This is a genomic window from Sphingomonas sp. HMP6 (genome assembly GCF_013374095.1).
GTDB lineage: Bacteria > Pseudomonadota > Alphaproteobacteria > Sphingomonadales > Sphingomonadaceae > Sphingomonas.
In genome coordinates, this window is record NZ_AP022672.1 from 2,522,439 (window position 1) to 2,542,246 (window position 19,808).

The 19,808-nt window shown below is 65.7% G+C and carries 26 protein-coding genes; 12 read left to right on the forward strand and 14 right to left on the reverse strand.

Translation table 11 applies throughout. From position 1 onward, the window contains the following. Positions 1-5: 5 nt before the first annotated feature. Genes HMP06_RS12225 through HMP06_RS12240 form a run of 4 tightly spaced genes read left to right on the forward strand, consistent with a single transcriptional unit; the run spans position 6 to position 2,892 of the window. Positions 6-425, forward strand: a complete 420-nt coding sequence (locus tag HMP06_RS12225; RefSeq protein ID WP_176497318.1) for a hypothetical protein — start codon at positions 6-8, stop codon at positions 423-425. Then, positions 426-659 carry a helix-turn-helix transcriptional regulator gene (locus tag HMP06_RS12230; protein ID WP_176497319.1) on the forward strand — a complete coding sequence of 78 codons (234 nt, stop codon included), beginning with the start codon at positions 426-428 and terminating at the stop codon, positions 657-659. It begins immediately after the preceding gene. Further along, entirely contained in the window at positions 656-1,423 is a 768-nt protein-coding gene (locus HMP06_RS12235; protein ID WP_176497320.1) for an ABC transporter ATP-binding protein, read from the forward strand. Before HMP06_RS12230 ends, HMP06_RS12235 begins: the two co-directional genes overlap by 4 nt. Next, the gene (locus tag HMP06_RS12240) at positions 1,420-2,892 is read left to right on the forward strand and encodes a hypothetical protein (protein ID WP_176497321.1); all 1,473 of its coding nucleotides are present in this window, start codon (positions 1,420-1,422) and stop codon (positions 2,890-2,892) included. Before HMP06_RS12235 ends, HMP06_RS12240 begins: the two co-directional genes overlap by 4 nt. Here HMP06_RS12240 and HMP06_RS12245 read toward each other — a convergent pair. Together HMP06_RS12245 and HMP06_RS12250 are read right to left on the reverse strand one after the other, a co-directional pair. Then, positions 2,877-3,635, reverse strand: a complete 759-nt coding sequence (locus tag HMP06_RS12245) for a hypothetical protein (RefSeq protein WP_176497322.1) — start codon at positions 3,633-3,635, stop codon at positions 2,877-2,879. The two genes, HMP06_RS12240 and HMP06_RS12245, sit on opposite strands and share 16 nt — an antisense overlap. A gap of 68 nt (positions 3,636-3,703) precedes the next feature. Further along, a complete protein-coding gene (locus tag HMP06_RS12250; protein ID WP_176497323.1) occupies positions 3,704-4,735 on the reverse strand; it encodes an NAD(P)H-dependent flavin oxidoreductase in 1,032 nt (343 codons plus the stop codon). Between the two features lie 45 nt (positions 4,736-4,780). Between HMP06_RS12250 and HMP06_RS12255 the strand changes: the two genes are divergently transcribed. Next, complete coding sequence (locus HMP06_RS12255) at positions 4,781-5,197, forward strand: secondary thiamine-phosphate synthase enzyme YjbQ (RefSeq protein ID WP_176497324.1); 417 nt, start codon at positions 4,781-4,783, stop codon at positions 5,195-5,197. 94 nt (positions 5,198-5,291) lie between these two features. Further along, positions 5,292-5,912, forward strand: coding sequence for a hypothetical protein (locus HMP06_RS12260; protein ID WP_176497325.1), 621 nt, complete (start codon positions 5,292-5,294; stop codon positions 5,910-5,912). A gap of 53 nt (positions 5,913-5,965) precedes the next feature. Here HMP06_RS12260 and HMP06_RS12265 read toward each other — a convergent pair whose 3' ends face one another. Continuing rightward, on the reverse strand, positions 5,966-7,228 hold the full coding sequence (locus HMP06_RS12265; protein WP_176497326.1) for an aspartate kinase: 1,263 nt from the start codon (positions 7,226-7,228) through the stop codon (positions 5,966-5,968). Positions 7,229-7,290: 62 nt separating this feature from the next. Between HMP06_RS12265 and ubiG the strand changes: the two genes are divergently transcribed. Then, positions 7,291-8,031: a bifunctional 2-polyprenyl-6-hydroxyphenol methylase/3-demethylubiquinol 3-O-methyltransferase UbiG gene (gene ubiG / locus HMP06_RS12270; protein ID WP_176497327.1), complete on the forward strand. Its 741-nt coding sequence runs from the start codon at positions 7,291-7,293 to the stop codon at positions 8,029-8,031. Positions 8,032-8,182: 151 nt separating this feature from the next. On the opposite strand, the gene HMP06_RS12275 is transcribed toward ubiG, so the two are convergent. Together HMP06_RS12275 and HMP06_RS12280 are read right to left on the reverse strand one after the other, a co-directional pair. After that, positions 8,183-9,721: an ABC transporter permease/substrate-binding protein gene (locus HMP06_RS12275; protein ID WP_232089649.1), complete on the reverse strand. Its 1,539-nt coding sequence runs from the start codon at positions 9,719-9,721 to the stop codon at positions 8,183-8,185. Next, positions 9,718-10,506, reverse strand: a complete 789-nt coding sequence (locus tag HMP06_RS12280) for an ATP-binding cassette domain-containing protein (protein ID WP_176498523.1) — start codon at positions 10,504-10,506, stop codon at positions 9,718-9,720. The genes HMP06_RS12275 and HMP06_RS12280 overlap by 4 nt, the downstream gene beginning before the upstream one ends. Before the next feature lie 49 nt (positions 10,507-10,555). On the opposite strand from HMP06_RS12280, the gene HMP06_RS12285 reads away from it, so the two are divergent. Then, the gene (locus tag HMP06_RS12285; protein WP_176497328.1) at positions 10,556-11,359 is read left to right on the forward strand and encodes an SDR family oxidoreductase; all 804 of its coding nucleotides are present in this window, start codon (positions 10,556-10,558) and stop codon (positions 11,357-11,359) included. Here HMP06_RS12285 and HMP06_RS12290 read toward each other — a convergent pair. Beyond that, positions 11,348-11,641, reverse strand: a complete 294-nt coding sequence (locus tag HMP06_RS12290; RefSeq protein ID WP_176497329.1) for a 4a-hydroxytetrahydrobiopterin dehydratase — start codon at positions 11,639-11,641, stop codon at positions 11,348-11,350. The genes HMP06_RS12285 and HMP06_RS12290 overlap by 12 nt on opposite strands. A 78-nt stretch (positions 11,642-11,719) precedes the next feature. On the opposite strand from HMP06_RS12290, the gene HMP06_RS12295 reads away from it, so the two are divergent. The 4 genes from HMP06_RS12295 (at position 11,720) to HMP06_RS12310 (ending at position 13,942) form a co-directional block, all read left to right on the forward strand. Next, positions 11,720-12,124 carry a metallopeptidase family protein gene (locus HMP06_RS12295; RefSeq protein ID WP_176497330.1) on the forward strand — a complete coding sequence of 135 codons (405 nt, stop codon included), beginning with the start codon at positions 11,720-11,722 and terminating at the stop codon, positions 12,122-12,124. After that, on the forward strand, positions 12,121-12,699 hold the full coding sequence (gene ccmA, locus HMP06_RS12300) for a heme ABC exporter ATP-binding protein CcmA (protein WP_176497331.1): 579 nt from the start codon (positions 12,121-12,123) through the stop codon (positions 12,697-12,699). Before HMP06_RS12295 ends, ccmA begins: the two co-directional genes overlap by 4 nt. A gap of 121 nt (positions 12,700-12,820) precedes the next feature. Next, positions 12,821-13,456, forward strand: coding sequence for a heme exporter protein CcmB (locus HMP06_RS12305; protein ID WP_176497332.1), 636 nt, complete (start codon positions 12,821-12,823; stop codon positions 13,454-13,456). 63 nt (positions 13,457-13,519) lie between these two features. Continuing rightward, entirely contained in the window at positions 13,520-13,942 is a 423-nt protein-coding gene (locus HMP06_RS12310; protein ID WP_176497333.1) for a GxxExxY protein, read from the forward strand. 53 nt (positions 13,943-13,995) lie between these two features. Here the strand turns inward: HMP06_RS12310 and HMP06_RS12315 are convergent, their stop codons facing one another. From HMP06_RS12315 to HMP06_RS12350, 8 genes are read right to left on the reverse strand one after another with little or no spacing between them, the layout of a single operon-like run. Continuing rightward, complete coding sequence (locus HMP06_RS12315) at positions 13,996-14,859, reverse strand: class I SAM-dependent methyltransferase (protein ID WP_176497334.1); 864 nt, start codon at positions 14,857-14,859, stop codon at positions 13,996-13,998. Beyond that, positions 14,856-16,256, reverse strand: coding sequence for a threonine synthase (gene thrC, locus HMP06_RS12320; RefSeq protein ID WP_176497335.1), 1,401 nt, complete (start codon positions 16,254-16,256; stop codon positions 14,856-14,858). Before thrC ends, HMP06_RS12315 begins: the two co-directional genes overlap by 4 nt. Positions 16,257-16,267: 11 nt before the next feature. After that, entirely contained in the window at positions 16,268-16,903 is a 636-nt protein-coding gene (locus tag HMP06_RS12325; RefSeq protein ID WP_176497336.1) for an SURF1 family protein, read from the reverse strand. After that, positions 16,900-17,301 carry a DUF983 domain-containing protein gene (locus tag HMP06_RS12330; RefSeq protein ID WP_232089651.1) on the reverse strand — a complete coding sequence of 134 codons (402 nt, stop codon included), beginning with the start codon at positions 17,299-17,301 and terminating at the stop codon, positions 16,900-16,902. Before HMP06_RS12330 ends, HMP06_RS12325 begins: the two co-directional genes overlap by 4 nt. Positions 17,302-17,305: 4 nt before the next feature. Continuing rightward, positions 17,306-18,172, reverse strand: a complete 867-nt coding sequence (locus HMP06_RS12335) for a cytochrome c oxidase subunit 3 (protein ID WP_176497338.1) — start codon at positions 18,170-18,172, stop codon at positions 17,306-17,308. Between the two features lie 42 nt (positions 18,173-18,214). Beyond that, positions 18,215-18,766: a cytochrome c oxidase assembly protein gene (locus HMP06_RS12340; protein ID WP_176497339.1), complete on the reverse strand. Its 552-nt coding sequence runs from the start codon at positions 18,764-18,766 to the stop codon at positions 18,215-18,217. Then, positions 18,766-18,906 carry a hypothetical protein gene (locus HMP06_RS12345; protein ID WP_176497340.1) on the reverse strand — a complete coding sequence of 47 codons (141 nt, stop codon included), beginning with the start codon at positions 18,904-18,906 and terminating at the stop codon, positions 18,766-18,768. Before HMP06_RS12345 ends, HMP06_RS12340 begins: the two co-directional genes overlap by 1 nt. After that, a complete protein-coding gene (locus tag HMP06_RS12350; protein WP_176497341.1) occupies positions 18,903-19,808 on the reverse strand; it encodes a heme o synthase in 906 nt (301 codons plus the stop codon). Before HMP06_RS12350 ends, HMP06_RS12345 begins: the two co-directional genes overlap by 4 nt.

The window sequence follows — 19,808 nt, forward strand, 5'->3', positions numbered from 1 at the left end:
CCATTATGGATTTGATCGACCTCGCCGAACGCAAGGCGCACGCGCGTGCGCTCGGCCTTTATGTTTTTGCGGCCTTCACCGTCCTCTTCCTCGCCTTGACCTTTTCGGCGTGGCGGCCGGAATTCTTCCAGGGGATGTGGTTGAGCTTCACCCTTATTTCGGCGCTCTTGGTTTCGCCGCTGGCGACCCGCCTGAAGCGTGGCCCGCTCGCGCAATTGCTTGAGGATGAAGTGACGCGCGAGCATCGCAGGCTGAGCAGCGTGAGCGGGTTCTGGGCCGGGCTGGTCGCCGGCGTGGCGATGCTTGCGGCTGGCAGTGTCCCCGGACTGATTTCGGCGAGCGACAGTGCGCGAATCATCTTCACCGCCGCGATCGTGGTGGCACAAGTACATCTCGCGACCCTCGAACTCAGGGCTGCGCGCTGAATGGCCGAAATCCTGCACAACACCCTGAAGGCCGAACGCGAGCGGCTCGACCTGACGCAGGCGGCGCTGGCCGAGTGCGTCGGGGTGAGCCGCAAGACGATCAACACCGTAGAAAACGGCGTTTTCATCCCGTCCACCATTCTCGCGCTCAAGCTCGCGGCAGCGCTCGATCGTCCGGTCGAGGTGCTGTTCCGGCTGGACGGCCCGGGTGTATCGCTTAAACAGGACACATGATCGAACCCGCACCCCTGCCCGCCTTGCGTATCCGTGGCCTGGCCAAGGCGTTCGACAAGCCCGTCATCGCCGGGCTCGACCTCGAGATCGCGGCAGGACAGCTTTACGCGCTGCTCGGGCCGAATGGGGCGGGCAAGACCACGACGCTACGGATGGTCGCGGGGCTGGCCAAGCCCGATGCCGGGTCGATTCACATCTTCGGCGTCGACGCCTTGCGCGATCCGCTCGCCGCCAAGGCGATCACCGCCTGGCTGCCCGATGAGGCGATGCTGTACGACAAGCTCTCGCCGCTCGAATATCTCGCCTTCGTCGCGGGGCTATGGCGGATGGACCCGCAGCATGCCGCCGCCGAGGCCGACAGGCTGCTCCACTGGCTCGACCTGTGGGAGCAACGCGATACGCGCTGCGAGGGCTTTTCGCGCGGGATGAAGCAGAAGGTCGCACTGGCCGGCGCGCTGATCCACGATCCCAAATTGCTGATCCTCGACGAGCCGCTGACCGGGCTCGACGCGAGCATGGCGCGATCGGTAAAAGACGCCCTTCGGGCTCAGGTCGATGCGGGGAAGACCGTGATCGTCACCACGCACATCCTGGAAGTGGCCGAGCGCATGGCCGACCGGATCGGCATCATCGGCGGCGGCAAGCTGCTGGCCGAAGGCACGCTCGACGAATTGCGCGAGAGTGCGGGGACCGCGGGGATGACGCTGGAAGACACCTTCATCCGGTTGACCGACCCGGCCGCGCACGCGGTTTCGCCCGCATGAACTGGGCGATGCGCCGGATGCAGCCAGGCGGTTTCGCCTGGCTCGCCTTACATGAATTGCGGCTGGCGACGCGATCGAGCCGTCGCGCGGGGCGACGTGGCCTGATCGGACGGCTCGGCGGCGCGGGCGCGGCGCAAGTGATCGGCGTGCTGCTCGCGCTGGCATGGCTGCTGATCGGCTGCGCGATCGGCTGGGCGTTGCGCGGTACGCCGATCCCGATCCTGCCCGAAATGCGGGTCGCCGCGCTCGGCATCAGCATCGTCGCGCTGACCTTCATGACCGCGCAAGCGATGATCGGCAGTCAGCGCACGCTGTATGAGAATGGCGATCTAGCGCTTCTGTTCTCCGCGCCGATTCCCGAGCGGACGGTCTTGCTGGCGAAACTGCTCGGCATCGCGGGGACGATCGCGCTCACCTATACGGTGCTGCTGCTGCCGATCATCGTGCCGGTCGCGATCCTCGGGCATCCACGGCTGTTCGGGCTGGTCGCGTTGCTGGCGGCGCTCGCGCTGGCGGCGGCGGCAATGGGGCTGGCGCTGACGCTGACCATCGCGACGCTGGTCGGGCCACGCGCGGCGCGCACCGTTGGGCAGATCATGGCGGCGCTGGTCGGCGGTGCCTTGTTCCTGGGCTCGCAATTGCTGTCGCATGCCGATCGCAAGGGCGGCGCGACGATGGAAGTGTTCGAGCGGCTGCGCGAGAATGGGCTTGGTGTCGACGGCGTTACCGGCCTGCCGGGGCGCGCCGCGTTCGGCGATCCCCTGTCGATTGTAATCCTGCTCGGCGGTGCGCTGGCGCTGTTCGTCGGTGTCGGGGCAACGCTGCAGCGGCTGTTCCTGTCGGGCTATCAGGATGGCGGCGTTCGCCTGTCGCGCGCCAAACCGACCGGCCGCGCGAGCGGGCGGCTGTTCCATGCCGGGCTGACCCGATCGGTCTTCGCGAAGGAATGGCGGCTGCTGGCGCGCGATCCGGCGCTGGCGTTTCAGATCGTGCTGCGGCTGGTGTATATGGCGCCGCTGCTGTTCGTGGCGTTCGGGCGCGGCAATACGCCGATCCCGGCGGTGCTCGCCTTCGGCAGCGTGCTGATCGCGAGCCAGCTCGTCGGCAGTTTCGCGTGGCTGGCGGTGTCGGCGGAGGATTCGCCCGACCTGCTCGCGGTCGCGCCAGTGGCGAAGTCGGAGATCGATTTCGCCAAGCTGCTTGCTGCCTTCGCGATGGCGGCGCCGTTCGCGGTGCTGCTGCCGATCGCGATCGCGCTGCAAACGCCGGTAGGCGCCATCGTCACGCTGATCATGACAAGCCTGGGCGGTGCGGCAGCAGGATTCGTCGAGCTGAAGCTCGGCAAGCCGGGTCAGCGCAGCACCTTCGCCCGCCGCCGCTCGGGCGGTGTGGTCGCGGGTATCCTGTCGCTGCTGATCGCTATGGTGTTCGGTGGCGGCGCGGCGCTGGCGGTTTATCTGGTCGGCTGAGCCGAGGCGAGCACGCGCGTCGGCACCGAGGCGCGCACCTCTTGGCCCCGCGGATCGGGGAGCGACGAGACGTTGTACAGTTCGATCCGCGTGGATGCGACCGGGGCCGGCGATGCCACCGCCGCGATCGTCTGCGGGGAACGCCAGGCGTCATAGCGCCGGTAGAAATCGGTGAAGGCCTGGTCGAGCTGCGGCAGCCGTTCGGCGGCGAAGGCGGCAAAGGCCGTGGGTGCGACGGCCTCACTATCCGCCAGCGTGCGCGTTGCGGTGGCGCAGAACGCCTCGCGGGCAAAACTTTGCGAGAAGAAATTGTAGAGCGAGGTCATCGCATTGTCATAGCTTGCCCGCCACGCGGCGCCCCCGCCCGCGCGATATTCCGCCGCCACCGCGCTTTCGGCATCGCGCAGCACGTCGCGCTGACGCGCCAGCACGGCGTTATAGCGGGCGACCAACGCCGCATCGTCCGGACCGCGACACGCGAGTGCCGCCACGTTCAGGCCAGCGCGAAAATGCCAAACGGCCGCCGCCGGGCTCAGCGTGCGGTTTGGGGTGACATAGGCGCCATCGGCCCCGCGCGCGGCAATCGGCATCCCGGCATAGGCCCCCGCCGGCATCGTCGGCGCGACCGCGACGGGAAGCGGCACGGGGACGATCGCAAGCGGCACGGGGCGGCTGGCGCATCCCCCGACAATCGCTACACCGAACAGCAACGGCAGGATGGCCTTGAACCGATACGACCGCATGGGGAATCTCCAGCACTTCGGAAGCTGGAGCTATCGCAGGTAAAGGTTAACGCCGCTTTAGGGAGAGGTTAAGCCGCGCGCTGCCCCAGCGCCGTCGCCGCTTCTTCCATCAGCGACGCGATGATCTCGGCAACAGGCTCTTCCTTCGTGACCATCCCGACCGACTGCCCCGCCATCAGCGAGCCATGCTCGACATCGCCGTCGATCACCGCGCGGCGCAGCGCGCCCGCCCAATAATGCTCGATCTGCAATTGCGCCTCGGCCATCGCGACCTTGCCCTCGTCGAGCAATTGCGCGACTTCGCGCTGCTTGGCGGTGAACAGGTCGCCGCCGGCATTCTTCAGCGCGCGCACCGGGATAACGGGGAGGCGCGGGTCGATCTGCACGCTCGCCACCGCATCGCGCGCCGAGGCACGCAGGAACGCCTTCTTGAAATTGGCGTGCGCGATGCTCTCGGTCGCGCAGACGAAGCGCGTGCCGAGCTGGACGCCCGCCGCGCCCATGTCGAGATACGCCGCGATCGCTTCACCACGCCCGATGCCGCCGGCGACGAACACGGGAACCTGATCGGCGACTTCGGGCAGAATTTCCTGTGCGAGCACCGAGGTCGACACCGGGCCGATATGCCCGCCCGCTTCCATGCCCTCGACGACGAGCGCGTCGACGCCGGAACGGATCAGCTTTTTGGCGAGGCTCAAGGCGGGGGCGAAGCAGACGACCTTTGCGCCGCTCGCCTTGATCGCATCGAGCGCACCCGTCGGCGGCAGCCCGCCCGCGAGCACGACGTGCGTCACCTGATGCTTCGCGCACACCGCGATCAGATCGAACAGGCCGGGGTGCATCGTGATCAGGTTCACGCCGAACGGCTTGTCGGTCATCGTCTTGGTCGCGGCGATCTCGGCATCGAGCAGTTCGGGCGTCATCGCGCCGCACGCGATCAAGCCGAAGCCGCCCGCGTTCGAGATGGCGGAAACGAGATGCCGCTCGCTCACCCACGACATCGCGCCGCAGATGATCGCGGTCTCGCTGCCGAGAAAAGCGGTGCCGCGCGCCATGCGGGCGGTTAGGCGCGCCGCGCCGATCGAGGATGTTTGTGTCATCGTCGGGGCCTAGCGCCGCGCGGGGCATTGGGGCAAGCCCATGTCATGCGGCAGGACATTGGCCAACTCGACATCCGCACGCCCGGCCAGGGGCTGCACGAGATTACGCGTGACGTTTGCGACTGGGTTGCCGGGACCGGCATCGCCACCGGGCTGCTGACGCTGTTCGTGCGCCACACGTCGTGCTCGTTACTGATCCAGGAAAATGCCGCCCCCGCCGCGCGCCGCGATCTCGAGCGGTGGTTCGCGGGGCTAGCCCCCGAGTCGCACGGCTATGAGCATGATGACGAAGGCCCCGACGACATGCCCGCCCACCTCCGCGCCGCGATCACCGCGACGAGCCTGTCGATTCCGGTCGCGGACGGACGGCCGGTTTTGGGGACGTGGCAGGGCATCTATCTGTTCGAACACCGCCGCGCCGCGCACCGGCGAACGGTGGCGGTGCATGTTATGGGGGAGTAGGGTAATAAGAATGACGCGGTTCGACAGATTTCGTTGCCGCGCGCGCAAAATCAGCTAGTGAAATGTCGGCACATTAATAGTCCGGGGGGGCACCATGATCAGACCAATGTTCATCGCGTTATTAGCGTCAGCCAGTCTGTTTTGCGCTGCTCCCGCCGTTGCCGAGCCATGCGAAATGCACGTATGGCCGACAAGCGATCTGAATGGCGCGACTATGGGCAGTTGGGCACCGGGTGCCATTCCGGCACTCATGGCCGGCAAGACGGACAAGCAGATAGCGGTATTAGAAGCGCTTTTAAGTCCAACCCAGCAGGTCGAACAGTTCAAAAAGCTCGATCTTCGCGCAACCTTCGGGCTTGGTGCTGATACCGAGATTATTTTTCATGATCCCATCGACGCCGGCTGGAATTCGAGGACACGTAACACAACGTCCGGCGCGACCTGTTATTACGAGTTTCGTGTCGGCCAGATCATTTTTAACCGACACCCTCTGTATGGCAAAGACATACTCGCATTCTTCACATTTCGTCAGTTCAAGGATGGAGCGACGGTCGGAATGGAGTCGAGCGACAGGGTCAGGACCAAAATGCCGACCTTCCCACAAAAGGTTCAGAGCGATCCGACAAGCGTAACTGCCGCCGCTGGGTTGATCAGTGAAGCGTTCGAAACCGACATCACCATTTTTGCAAATCGCATTAAAAAGCGGCTAAGATAAAATATCTAAATCGAGGTGGTTGACGAACTTTCTGCTTCACCCACACACCCCCCTCAACCCGCGACATCCTCCGCGTCCAGCCCGTACGCCGTATGTAGCACGCGCACCGCGAGTTCGGTGTAATCCTCTTCGATCAGCACGCTGACCTTAATCTCGGATGTAGAGATCGCCTGGATGTTGATGCCGCGTTCGCCGAGCGTCGTGAACATCGTGCTGGCGACACCGGCATGGCTGCGCATGCCGACGCCGACCACCGAGATCTTCGCGACGCGCGTGTCGTGGACCAGCGTTTCGTAGCCGATCTTCTCGCGCGACTGTGTCAGCACCTCGATCGAGCGCGCCAGATCGGCGGCGGGTACGGTGAAGGTCACATCGGTCGACCCCGCCGCATGCGCGATGTTCTGGATGATCATGTCGACGTTGATGTTGGCCGTGGCCAGCGGCGCGAAGATCGCGGCGACCGCGCCGGGCTTGTCGGGCACGGCGATCAGCGTGATCTTCGCCTCATTCTTGTCATGCGCGATGCCGGTGATGAGCTGTCGTTCCATATCGCCTAATTCCTCTTCGCTCACGATCATCGTTCCCGGCAGCGTATCCGCCATCGGTGCGTCCTCGCCGGTAAAGGACGACAGCACTTGCACGCGCACGCCTTCCTTCATCGCCAGTCCGACCGAGCGCGTCTGCAACACCTTTGCCCCGACCGAGGCCAGTTCGAGCATTTCCTCGTACGTGACTTTCTTCAACTTCCGCGCGCGCGGCACGATGCGCGGGTCGGTGGTATAGACGCCGTCGACATCGGTGTAGATGTCGCAGCGATCGGCCTTCATTGCCGCCGCGATCGCCACCGCCGACGTATCGGAGCCGCCACGGCCGAGCGTACTGACCCGGTCGTCGCCATCGACGCCCTGAAAACCGGGAATGACCGCGACTTCGCCCGCCGCGAGGCTCGCGTCGAGCGCGGTCGTGTCGATATGCTCGATCCGGGCAGAGGCATGCGCGTCGGTCGTCTCGATCGGCAATTGCCAGCCGAGCCAGCTCCGCGCCGGCACGCCCGCCGCCTGCAAGGCGATGGCGAGCAAGCCGCTGGTGATTTGCTCGCCGGCCGAGACGACAACGTCATATTCTTTGGGGTCGTAGAGCGACGACGCCTCGCGGCAGAAGCCGACCAGGCGATCGGTCTCGCCCGCCATCGCCGAGACGACCACCGCGACCTGATTGCCCGCCGCCACCTCACGCTTCACCCGCGCCGCGACCGAGCGGATCCGCTCGATCCCCGCCATCGAGGTGCCGCCGAACTTCATTACGATACGCGCCATCGGGTGCCAGAAATCCTTGCGAGGGCCTTGGGGTCTTGGGGCGGTCCTGATAGAAAGCAGGCATGGATAGCGCAACCGTAACAAAAGCAACCACAATCGATGCGGGCGAAGCCGCGCATTTCGGCGCGATGGCTGCGGAGTGGTGGGATCCCAAGGGCTCCTCGGCGATGCTCCACCGACTCAACCCGGTGCGGCTGCGCTATCTGCGCGAGCGGATCGACGCGCACTGGCATGGCGACGAAGCGAGCTTCACCCCGCTCGAAGGCAAGCGCGCGCTCGATGTCGGGTGCGGTGCCGGGCTGCTGTGCGAGCCGCTCGCACGGCTGGGCGCGGCGGTCACCGGTCTGGATGCGGCGGCGGAGAATATCGCGGTGGCGCAGGCCCATGCGGCGCAGTCGGGGCTGGCGATCGACTATCGCACCGGCAGCGTCGAAGGGCTGTGCGACGCGACATTCGATCTCGTCACCAGCATGGAAGTGATCGAGCATGTCACCGATCCTGCCGCGTTCATTGCCGGGCTGGCGGGTGCGCTGGCCAAGGACGGGTTGCTGGTGCTCTCGACACCCAACCGGACCGCGCTCTCGCGCCTCGCGCTGATCACCGTGGGCGAGGGGATGGGCCAGATCCCGCGCGGGACGCATGACTGGAACAAGTTCCTGACGCCCGATGCGCTGACCGACTTGGTCGAAGCCGCAGGATTGCGCGTGATCGATGTGCGGGGCCTGAGCTTTTCGGTCGCGAAGGGTTTCGTGCTGAGCGACGATACCAAGCTCGATTATTTCGTGACCGCGGTGCGGGGTTAGCGCACCCCTGTTTTTTTCTCCGTCACCCCGGCCTTGTGCCGGGGTCCACCGCGCGGCGCGGGCCGGACTGATATGAGGGTTCCTCCCAAGCCACCTGGTGGACCCCGGCACAAGGCCGGGGTGACGGAGGGTAGACTCTCCGGTTTCGCTCTCAGAACCCCACCTGCTTCTCCAGCCATCGCGCGGCCGCGTCGGGCGAATCCTTGTTATCGTCGCGGTCCACCCGGTAATTCGCCGCGCGCATCGCATCAACCGGTATGCGCCCGACCAGCCGCTGCAGCGCGGCGATCAGCTTCGCGTCCTTCGCCCGCCCCGGCGCGACCATCAGGATCGCGTCATAGCCCGGGATCGCGCCGCGCGGGTCGCTGAGCACGGTCAAATGCTGCGCCGCAATCCGCCCATCCGACGAGAAAGCCGAGATCACATCGGCCTGCCCGCTTTCCAGCGCGCGGTACATGAAGGTCGGGTTGTACGCATTCGCGGCGGCGAAGTTCAGCGGATAGGCGCGCTTGATCGCCGCCCATTCGGGGCGTTCGAGGAATTCCAGGTCGGAGCCCAATTTCAATCGCGGTGCCGCCGAGACCAGATCGTCGAGCGAAGCGATCCCCTTCGCCTTGGCGTCATCCCCCCGCATCGCAAAGGCATAGGCGTTCTCGAACCCCAGCGCGCCGAGCAACCGCACGCCCGAGGTCTTCTGCGTCCACGCCCCGATCGCCGCCACCATCGCGGGCCGCGCCGGGATGTCGCTGCGCTTCATCTCGTTGGTCCAGATCGTCCCCGAATAATCGACATAAACGTCGATCGCGCCTGATTTGAGCGCGCCGAACACCACCGCCGACCCCAGCCCCTCACGATATTGGACGTGATAGCCCGCACGCTCGAGCCGATGCCCGATCAGCCGCGCGAGGATATATTGCTCGCCAAAGCCCTTCGCGCCGACGGTAATCGTCTCGTCCGAACGCGGCAGCGCGGGGGCCAGCGCGACGAGCACGCCGACGAGCAGCACCCCCGCCGCGACGAACGCACGCACCCGCTTGCGCGCGGCGATGCCGTGCTCGATCACGCCGAGCAACGCATCGACCGCCAGCGCAAGCGCCGCCGCGCTGAGGCACCCGGCCAGCACCAGCGCCCAATTCTGCGTCTGCAGCCCGGCGAAGATCATGTCGCCAAGGCTCGGCTGGCCGACGGTCGTGGAGAGCGTCGCCGCGCCGATCGTCCACACCGCAGCCGTGCGGATGCCCGCCATCAGCACGGGCGCGACCAGCGGCGCCTCGACCAGGCGGAGCTTCTGCCACGCAGTCATGCCGACCCCGTCCGCCGCCTCGATGATCGCGGGATCGAGCCCGGTGAGGCCAGTCACGCCGTTGCGCAGGATCGGCAGCAGCGCATAGAGCGTCAGCGCGAGCAGCGAGGGCAGGAACCCAAGCGCCGGAATGCCGCCGCCCACCATCCCCGACAGAAACAGCAGCAGCGGATAGAATAGCGCGAGCAACGCAAGGCTCGGGATCGTCTGCACGAGGCTTGCAAAGCCAAGCGCAACGCGCGCTACCGCCGGCCGCCGCGCCGACCAGATCGCCAGCGGGAGGCTGATCACCAGCCCCAGAATCAACGCCGACGCCGCCAGCAACAGATGCGCCGCAAGCAGATCCGGCACGCGCGTCATCGCTTCGAGGAACGGACTATCCCTCATGCTTCGAGCTCGCGCATCCGCCGCGCCTGATCGCGCGGCACCGCGACAAGTGCATCGGCGACCGTTCCCCCCTGCCCCGCCAGCAATTCGCGCGGCGTCGCATCGGCAACAATCTGCCCGCGGTCCATCACCAGCACGCGGTCAGCGAGGATCAGCGCCTCGGCCATGTCGTGCGTTACCATGATGGTGGTGAGACGAAGCTGGTCGTGGAGCTTGCGGATCGCCGTGCCGAGTTGGTCGCGCGTCACCGGATCGAGCGCGCCGAACGGCTCGTCGAGAAGCAAAAGACCCGGCGCGGTGGCAAGCGCGCGGGCGACGCCGACGCGTTGCCGCTGGCCGCCCGACAGGGCGTCGGGCATCCGAGCTGCGAAATCCTGCGGCAGATCGACCAGATCGAGTAGTTCGGCCACGCGGGGTGCGCGATCCTTTTCGCCCGCCAGCCGCAGGCCGATCGCGATATTCTCGGCGACGGTCATGTGCGGGAACAGGCCGATATTCTGAAAGACATAGCCGATCCGGCGGCGCAGCGTGTGCGGGGCGGCAGCAGACACTGCCTCCTCGCCGATCCGCACCATGCCTTCGCTGGGCTCGATCAGGCGGTTAATCATCTTCAGCAGCGTAGATTTGCCCGAGCCGGACGAGCCGACCAACGCCACGAAACTGCCACCGGCAATCGCTACCGTCACGCCATCGACGGCAGCCGTGCCGGTTTTTGGGCCGCCACCATAGCGTTTCGTCGTACCATCAAAGGCGACCGCCGGGCCAATATCGTGCGATTGTAGCATCGACGCGAACAGTGGGGCACTATACCGCAAGCGTCAAAGGGGTAGCGACATGGTTGAGCAAAAAGCGATCTTCATCACCGGCGGCGGATCGGGCATCGGTCAGGCGACGGCGAAATTGTTCGCCGCCAAGGGCTGGCGCGTCGGTCTAGCCGACGTCAACGCGCGCGGATTGAGCGAAACCGCCGCGATGCTCCCGGCCGGCATGGCGACGACCTTTACGATGGACGTGCGCGACCGTGAAGCGTGGGTCGCAAACCTCGACGCCTTTACCGCCACCACCGAAGGCGGGCGGCTCGACGTATTGTTCAACAATGCCGGGATCGGCACCGGCGGGCCTTTGATCGACATGAGTTTCGAGGATCTCGACCGCGTCATCGCGATCAATCTGGTCGGCGTGCTCAACGGCGCGAAGATCGGGTTCGCCTATCTCGCGAAGACGCCGGGATCGTGCCTGCTCAACACCGCATCGGCCTCGGCGATTTACGGGTCGTCGGGCCTGTCGGTCTATTCCGCGACCAAGTTCGGCGTGCGCTCGCTGACCGAAGCGCTTGACGGCGAATGGTATGGCGCGGGCGTGAAGGTGCGCGATCTGGTGCCGAGTTTCATCGACACGCCACTGCTGGCGACGCCGGCGGGCAACAGCAATTACTCGATCAAGCAGGTCGTCACCAACGCCGGGCTCGAATTGACCGGTGTCGATGCGGTCGCGCAGGCGGCATGGGACGCGGTGCATGGCGACAAGGTCCACACCTATGTCGGCAAGACCGCCGACCGCATGGCCTTTGCCGCACGCTGGATGCCCGGGCGGATGCGCAAGATGATGCGGCGCGGGGTGATCGGGTCAGTCGACTAAGGCGTCGATCGCCTCGGCCAGCGCGATATCCTTGTGCGACAGGCCACCGGCGTCGTGCGTGGTCAGCGCGATATCGACGCGGTTCCACACGTTCGACCATTCGGGGTGATGATCGGCCTTTTCCGCGAGCAAGGCGACGCGCGCCATGAAGCCAAACGCTTCGCTGAAATCGCCGAAGGTGAAGGTCCGCGTGATCGCGTCGCGCGCCTCGTCAAAATCCCATTCGTCGAGCGTATCGAGCGCCTCGGCACGGTCTTCGTCGCTCAGCGGTTCTACGGTCACGGGGTCGCTCTCCTCGTTACGCGCGTCCGCGCGCGGGCCTGCTGGCGCACCGCGCGCCTTGGCCGTAAGGCTTAGCGGATGGTGCCGCCCGATCAACTCCCCCCCACCGCCGACCAGATCGAAGCGATCGCGCGCGCGACGATCGCGGGGCTGCCGCCCGAATTCCGCGCGCATCTGGGCGAGATCGTGCTGATCGTGGAGGATTTTGCCGATGACGAGACGCTCGACGCGCTGGGTATCGAGGATCCGTTCGACCTCAGCGGCCTCTATCATGGCCGACCGGTCGGCGAGAAATCATCGATGGATTCAGGCGCGTCGCCAGACCGTATTCACCTATATCGCCGCGCGATTCTCGACGAATGGGTCGATAGCGGGGTCGGGCTGACCGCTTTGGTCGTGCTTGTGACAATCCACGAAATCGGTCATCATTTCGGGTTGTCGGACGCCGACATGCACGCTTTGGAAGCGAGCACCGAGCGGTGAGCGAAGCGTTGGGCTTTCGCGACGTGACGTGCGTGCGCGGGGGGCGGACCTTGTTCGAGGGCCTGTCGTTCACAATTGCCGGTGGCGGCGCGGCTTTGGTGTCGGGACCAAACGGGGTCGGCAAATCGAGCTTGATCCGCGTAGCTGCCGGATTACTGCGACCCGCGACCGGGGAGGTCATCGGATCGCCGGTGCGGGCCCTGATGGCGGAGGCGGCGGCGCTCGATCCGGGACTGCGGCTGTCCGAGGCGCTCGCTTTCTGGGCGACGCTCGATGCCGAGCCCGACCCGCACGGGCGGGTGACGCGGGCGCTGGCTGCCGTCGGCCTGACGCACATCGCCGAGGTGCCGGTGCGCTTGCTCTCGACCGGGCAGCGGCGTCGTGCGGCACTGGCGCGCGTGGTGGCGAGCAATGCATCGGTTTGGCTGCTCGACGAACCCGCCAACGGGCTCGACGTGGCGAGCGTCGCGATCCTCGAACGCCTGATCGCCGACCATCGCGCAGGCGGCGGCGCGGTGCTGGTCGCAACCCACACGCCGGTCGCGCTGCCGGACGCGGTGGAGATCGTGCTGTGACGCGGCCCGCCAACCCAAAGCCGGTCGTGCTGAGCTTGTCGAAGCACCCCGCGCCGCAAGGACAGCCCGTTGGTCTGGCGGCCCTTCGACAAGCTCAGGGCGACCGGATTGGGGGCGCCTCATGCTGACCCTCATCGCGCGTGACGTGCGGATCGCCTGGGCGAGCGGCGGGATCGTCAATGCGCTCGCTTTTTTCCTGCTGGTGACGATCCTCTTCCCCTTCGCGGTCGGGCCGGACACCGCCTTGCTCGCACGGATCGGCGGCGGGGTGATCTGGGCGGCGGCGTTGCTGGCGGCGTTGATGCCGGTCGAGCGGCTGATCGGGCCGGATATGGACAGCGGCGTGCTCGATCAGCTCGCGCTGCGCGGGCTGTCGATGCCGAGCGTGGCGGCAGCGAAGATCGTCGCGCACTGGCTGGGATTCGGGCCGCCGCTGATGCTGGCGGCGGTGGTCGCGGCGGGGCTGCTCGGGCTTGATGCGGCGACGCTGGGCGCGGTCGAACTGGGGTTGCTGATCGGCACGCCGGGCCTGGCGGCGCTGGCGGTGGCGACAGCGGCACTGGTGACGGGGTTGCGTGGGGCGGGGTCGGTCGCCGGGTTGGTGATGCTGCCGCTGGCGGTGCCATTGCTGATCTTCGGCGCGGGGTCGCTCGACGGCGGAATGGGTGCAGTGAAATTGCTGGGCGCGGTGAGTTTACTGCTGCTGGCGGGGGCGCCGTTCGTGGCTGGGGCGGCGATGCGGGCGGGGATGGAGTAGCACGGACGAAGGTGGTTCACGCGAAGGCGCGAAGAGAAGGTAAGGGCGCGAAGGGGGGGTGGAGTGGACGTCGAGCACATTGCATCGATCGCAGTGGATTGCGGGATCAAGCTTCACCAGCGTGTCGGTCCCGGGCTACTCGAATCGGCTTATGAGATCGTGCTGGCGCACGCTCTGGAGGCGCGCGGCCTGACGGTGGAGCGACAGAAAATCATTCCGATCGTGATCGACGGAATTCTCATCGAAAATGGCTTTCGGGCCGACCTGCTGGTCGAGAATGCGTTGCTGATCGAGCTGAAATCAATCGACCGGCTGTCCGCGGTGCATGCGAAGCAAGTTCTCACATACTTGCGTTTTCTTGAGCTGCCGCTCGACTTGTTGATGAACTTTGGCGGCGAAACCTTCAAAGAAGGCTTGCGGCGCGTCGTAAATCGACACGGAACCCTAGAGGGATCGGCGTTGCGGATACACAAGCCGTTACGTTGACGACGCCTTCGCGCCCTTACCTTCTCTTCGCGCCTTCGCGTGAACCTCTTTTCCTACTTCGACCACCGCGCAAAAATGGCCGTCGGCAGGAGCAACCCGCGCGCCTCCTCGCGGACCGCCATTTCGCCGACCTCGACCGTTCCGCCCAAACCGCTCAGCGCCTGCCGCACGACTTCGCCGATCGCCAGCGCCGACATGCGCACCGCATAGACCGTCAGCACCAGGAATTTGCTGTCCTTGTCGAGCAGCCGGGCGCAATCGGCGATCAGGCCGGGCAAGCCTTCTTCCAGCCGCCACACCTCGCCATCAGGACCGCGCCCGAATTTGGGCGGATCGAGGAAGATGCCGTCGTAGCGCTTCTCGCGCCGCACTTCGCGGGCAGCGAATTTGGCGGCGTCGTCGACCATCCAGCGGATCGGGCGATCGGCCATGTCGGACAGAAAGGCGTTGGCCTTGCCCGCCTCGACCGACTTTTTGGACGCATCGACATGCGTTATCGCAGCACCCTTGGCGGCAAGCGCCAGCGTGCCCACGCCGGTATAGCCGAACAGGTTGAGCACCTGGTCGCCCTCTGCCACCTGTTCGCGCATCCATTCCCATTGCGGGGCCATATCGGGGAAGAACGCGAGGTGGCGGAAAGGTGTGTTCTGCGCGAGCAGCAACACTTCTTCCCAGCGCACATGCCACCCGCCGCGCGGCACATCGCGCGAGAGATGCCAGCGTCCGCCGCCCTCCTCGTCCGACGCGCCGATGAAGTCGCCATCGGCTTCCCAGCTATCCGATGCGGGTGCCCACATCGCTTGCGGTTCGGGGCGGATGAAGCGGAAGCGGCCGTAGCGTTCGAGTTTGCGGCCATGCCCTGAATCGACGAGGCCATAATCCGCCCACGGTTCGGCGACGAGCGTAAGCAGGCTCACCGCGCGATCGCCCGTTCGGCGATATAGGCGGTAACCGCGTCGAAAGTGCCCGGCAGCGACGCATAGCGTTCCTCGCGATCGAAGAGATCGCCGATTCGCGCCGGAAGCGCGGGGCGCTGACCGGTGGCGCGCTCGACCGCATCGCCGAATTTCGCGGGATGCGCGGTAGCTAGCGTCACAACCGGCACGTCCGGCGTGAGATCGGCACGGCGCGCAGCGGCTAGGCCGATCGCCGTATGAGGATCGATGATCTGGCCGCACGAATCGCATGCCCAGCGCATCGCCAGCGCCATATCGTCGAGATCGACGCGGTCACTGCCGAACAGCGCGCTCGCCGCTTCGCGTTGCGCATTGGTCAATTGCATCGCCTTGGTTGCCTCGAACCCGTGCATCTGCGCGGCGAGTGCGTGGCCATCGCGGCCGCCGAGATCAAACAGCAGCCGCTCGAAATTGCTCGACACCTGGATGTCCATCGACGGACTCGGCGTGGGCACGACCGTCCCTTGCGAATAATCCCCGACGCTGAGCGCGCGGTGGAGGATGTCGTTAACGTTGGTGGCAACGATCAGCTTGGCGACGGGCAAGCCCATCTTCGCGGCGACATAGCCTGCGAACACATCGCCGAAATTCCCGGTGGGCACCGAAAACGCGACCGCGCGATCGGGCGCGCCCAAACGGACGGCGGCGTAGAAATAATAGACGATCTGCGCCATCAGCCGCGCCCAGTTGATCGAGTTCACCGCCGAAAGCGCGAATGTGCCGGAGAAGGCCGTGTCGTTGAACATCGCCTTCACCAGCGCCTGACAATCGTCGAAGCTCGCACCCTCCAGCGCGATATTGTGGATGTTGGGCGCGATGACGGTGGTCATCTGGCGACGCTGCACGTCCGACACGCGGCCCTTGGGGTGGAGCATGAACACATCGACCCCGGCGCGCCCGGCCAGCGCATCGATCGCGGCAGAGCCGGTGTCGCCCGAGGTCGCGCCGATCACGGTGACTTGCTGGCTGCTGCCGGTCAGGAACCGTTCAAACAGCAGGCCGAGCAATTGCAGTGCGACATCCTTGAAGGCGAGCGTCGGGCCGTGGAAGAGCTCCATCAGCCAGTTCTGCTGGTCGAGCTGCACCAGCGGGACGACGGCGGCGTGGGCAAAACGGCCATACGCCTGCGTACACAGGTCGCGCAGTTCCTCCTCGCTGAGCGTGCCTTCGACGAAGGGCAGCATCACCGCGACCGCGGTCTCGACATAGGACAGGCCCTGCATCGCCGCGATCTGCGTTGGCGAGAAGCTTGGCCAGCTATCGGGCAAGTACAGCCCGCCATCCGAGGCAAGCCCCGCGAGCGTGACATCGCGAAAGTCGAGGGTCGGCGCGGAGCCGCGCGTGCTGATATAGCGCATGGCGCTTGCGGTTAGCGCGGTGCGGGCGACTCGGCAACCGTGCGACGCCGCAGCGCCAGCGCATAGATCAACGCGGCGAGGCTGGCGAAGACGAACCATTGCACCGCATAAGCGAGATGGTTGTTGGGCACGGCCGACAGATCCGGGCCAGGATTGGCGTCAAGCCCCGCCTGCGGCGGATCGGCGACAAGCATCAGCGTCTTGGGTCCCCCCGCGCCGAACGCCGCGGCGACGATCGGCGCATGATCGGGCGCGTGGCTGATATAGCCGCGCACCGGCCCGCCCTTCCAAACGGGCTTGGCGTGCGGATCCTTGCCGAAGCCCAATTGCACCGCGAAGCCCGGCCCCTCGGCACCGGTGCGGCACTGCGCGATCTGACGCCAACCTGTGCCGCCGCGCGCATTGCGCCCGCCCTCGATCGCGAAGCTGACCGGTTCGAGGCAGAACGCGCTCGCGCGGCGGAACAGCAACGTGTCGTCAACCGGAATGGCCGGAAAGGTGATGCGGGGAAGCGTGACGTTCTGGGCATAGCGAACCAGCAGCGCTTCCTTTTCCGCGCGACGCTGGAGTTGCCACACGCCGAGCGCGATCATCGACGCGACGGCGAGGCCGACCAGGATCGTCGGGATGACAGGAATGCGCTTCATGGCTTGGGGTCGATCTCCGGCGGCGCGAGATGCCCCTCATGCGCGGCGGTGCGGAATTCGGACCCGAGCAACGCCGCCTTGGCGATGCGCAAAGACCCAACGACGCCGACGACGGTGATCGGCAGCCAGACGATCAATTGCAGCCAGATCGGCGGCCCCCAGGCAAGCTGGATCGTGATCGCAATGCCGACGATCAACCCGCCGAGCACCAAAGTCAGGATCGCAGCCGGCCCATCCCCGACATTGAACGCGCTGTAATCCAGCCCGCACACCTTGCAGCGATCGGCAAAATCGAGCCAGCTGTGAAACAGCCCGGTCGCACCGCAGCGCGGACACAGGCCCTTCAGTGCGGCCGCGACGGGCGTGGGGGCGATATGGTCCGCCGGCCCGTCGCTCACCGGATCACCCGGCGTGGACCGGTGCGCCCCAGCCACCATAAACGTAGATGGTGACGAACAGGAACAGCCACACCACGTCGACGAAATGCCAATACCAGGCTGCCGCTTCGAAGCCGAAATGCTGCCTCGGCGTGAAATCCCCGCGATAGACGCGGATCTGGCACACGATCAGGAAGATCGTGCCGATCATCACGTGGAAGCCGTGGAAGCCGGTCGACATGAAGAAGGCCGCGCCATAGTTCAACCCTTTGAAGGGGAACGGTGCCTCGGCATATTCATAGGCCTGGATGCAGCTGAAGATCGCGCCAAGGATGATCGTGACCCACAGGCCCTTCTTCAGGCCGTCGCGGTCGCCATGGATCAGCGCATGGTGCGCCCAAGTGATCGTTGTGCCGCTGGTCAGCAGAATCAGTGTGTTGAGCAACGGGAATTTGAAGGCATCAATGACTTCAAGTCCCTTGGGCGGCCATTGCGCCGCGCCGGCGGCGGCATCGGTGATCAGGCTGGTTGTCTTCGACACCGAATCATAGGCGATGTTCGCCGGGAAGAGCGAGAAGTCGAAATAGGCCCAGAACCACCCGACGAAGAACATGATCTCCGACGCGATAAACAGGATCATGCCGTAGCGCAGGTGAAGCTGAACGACCGGGGTATGGTCGCCGGCATGCGCCTCGACGATCACTTGGCGCCACCAGCCGTACATGACCGCCAGCACGCCCGCGAGACCGGCGTAGAACAGGATGCCGCCACCGGCCGCCGAGTGCATCCACATGATGCCACCCGCCGCCATCGCTAGCGAGGCCATCGATCCGGCGAACGGCCAGATGCTGGGCGGGAGGATATGATAATCGTGGTTCTTGGCACCGGCCATTGGGGTCGTCCTTCGTACGCGTCTATCAGGTTATAGGTCGCTCTAGCCCTTGGCCTTCGCGGAATCCACGGGATAAAAGGTGTAGCTAAGCGTTATTGTCTCGACGTCATTGGCGTCGGGATCGGTGAGGATCTTCGGATCGACAAAGAAGATCACCGGCATCCGCGCCGTCTCGCCGGGCTTCAGCGTTTGCTGCGTGAAACAGAAACATTGGATCTTGGTGAAATATTTGCCGGCCTGGGCGGGCGTGACGTTATAGGTCGCAGTGCCCGTGATCGCGTGATCCGACGTGTTGGTCGCGGTGAAGAACGCCATGTCGCGCGCGCCGATCGCCACCGTCTCGGACGGATTTTCAGGTGCAAACTTCCACGGCATATGCGGCGCGACATTGGTGTCGAAATCCACGCGGATTTGCCGGTCAACCGCGCCGGGGGCGACCGTGCCGCGCTGCGTCGTGCCGTTGAGCCCGGTGGCCTGACAGAACATCCGATAAAGCGGGATGCTCGCCCAGCCCACGCCGGTCATGAAGCAAATGCCGATCACCGCGAACAACGCCGTGCGCAGCTTGCCGTCGGCGGGCAGAATCCGGGCCATCAGTGCGGCATCCCCGCCTTGATCTTCGCAATGCTGATCGCGAAAACCAGGATCACGAACGCGCCGAGGATAAGCGCCAGCACCACCGCGCGGCTGCGCTGGCGCTTGCGGACGAGGTCGGCGTGCGGGTCGGGGATCATGCGGTTAGCCGATCGAAAGCGAGGGTGGCGAAGATCGCGAGGATATAGCCGATCGAATAGACGAACAGGATGCGTTCGGCCTTCATTTCGGGCGTGGTTACGGCGCGTTGTACCACCACCCAAGCGGTTAGCGCGACGAAGACGATCGACGTCAGCGTCGCGACCAGGCCATAGGTGATCCCGGCGAGGCCGAGCGCCCACGGCGCGACCGCCGCTGCTGCCATCAGCACCGCATAGAACAGCATCTGCCAGCGCGTCGTAGCAGCACTCGCCACGACCGGGAGCATCGGCACGCCGCCCTTGGCGTAGTCATCACGGATCAGCAAAGCGAGTGCCCAGCTATGCGGCGGGGTCCACAGGAAGATGATCGCGAACATCAACACTGGCAACGTCGAGATGCTGCCCGTCGCGGCGACCCAGCCGATCAGCGGCGGGAACGCGCCGGCGGCACCGCCGATGACGATATTCTGCGGCGTCCGGCGCTTCAGGCCGACGGTGTAAACCAGCACGTAGAACAGGATCGATACGGTCAGCAGCGCGGCGGCAACCAGACCGATCGCCAGGCCCATCAGCAACACCGAGAAGACACCGAGCGCGACGCCGAACTGCAGCGCGGTCTCGCGCTCCATCTTGCCGGCCGGCAGCGGCCGTTTTGCGGTCCGCTTCATCAGTGAATCGATATCGGATTCATACCATTGGTTGAGCGCGCCCGCCGAACCAGCGGCCAGCGCGATCGCCAGAATGGCGGTAAAGGCCAGCGTGAAAGGAAGTTGCACCGGGGCGGCCAGCATCCCGCAGAGCGCGGTGAACACGACCGAACGCATCACGCGCGGTTTGGTCAGCGCGAAGAAATCGGCTGCACCGGCGGGGAGCGTCGCGGTCGGATAGGTCGTCGTGTTCAT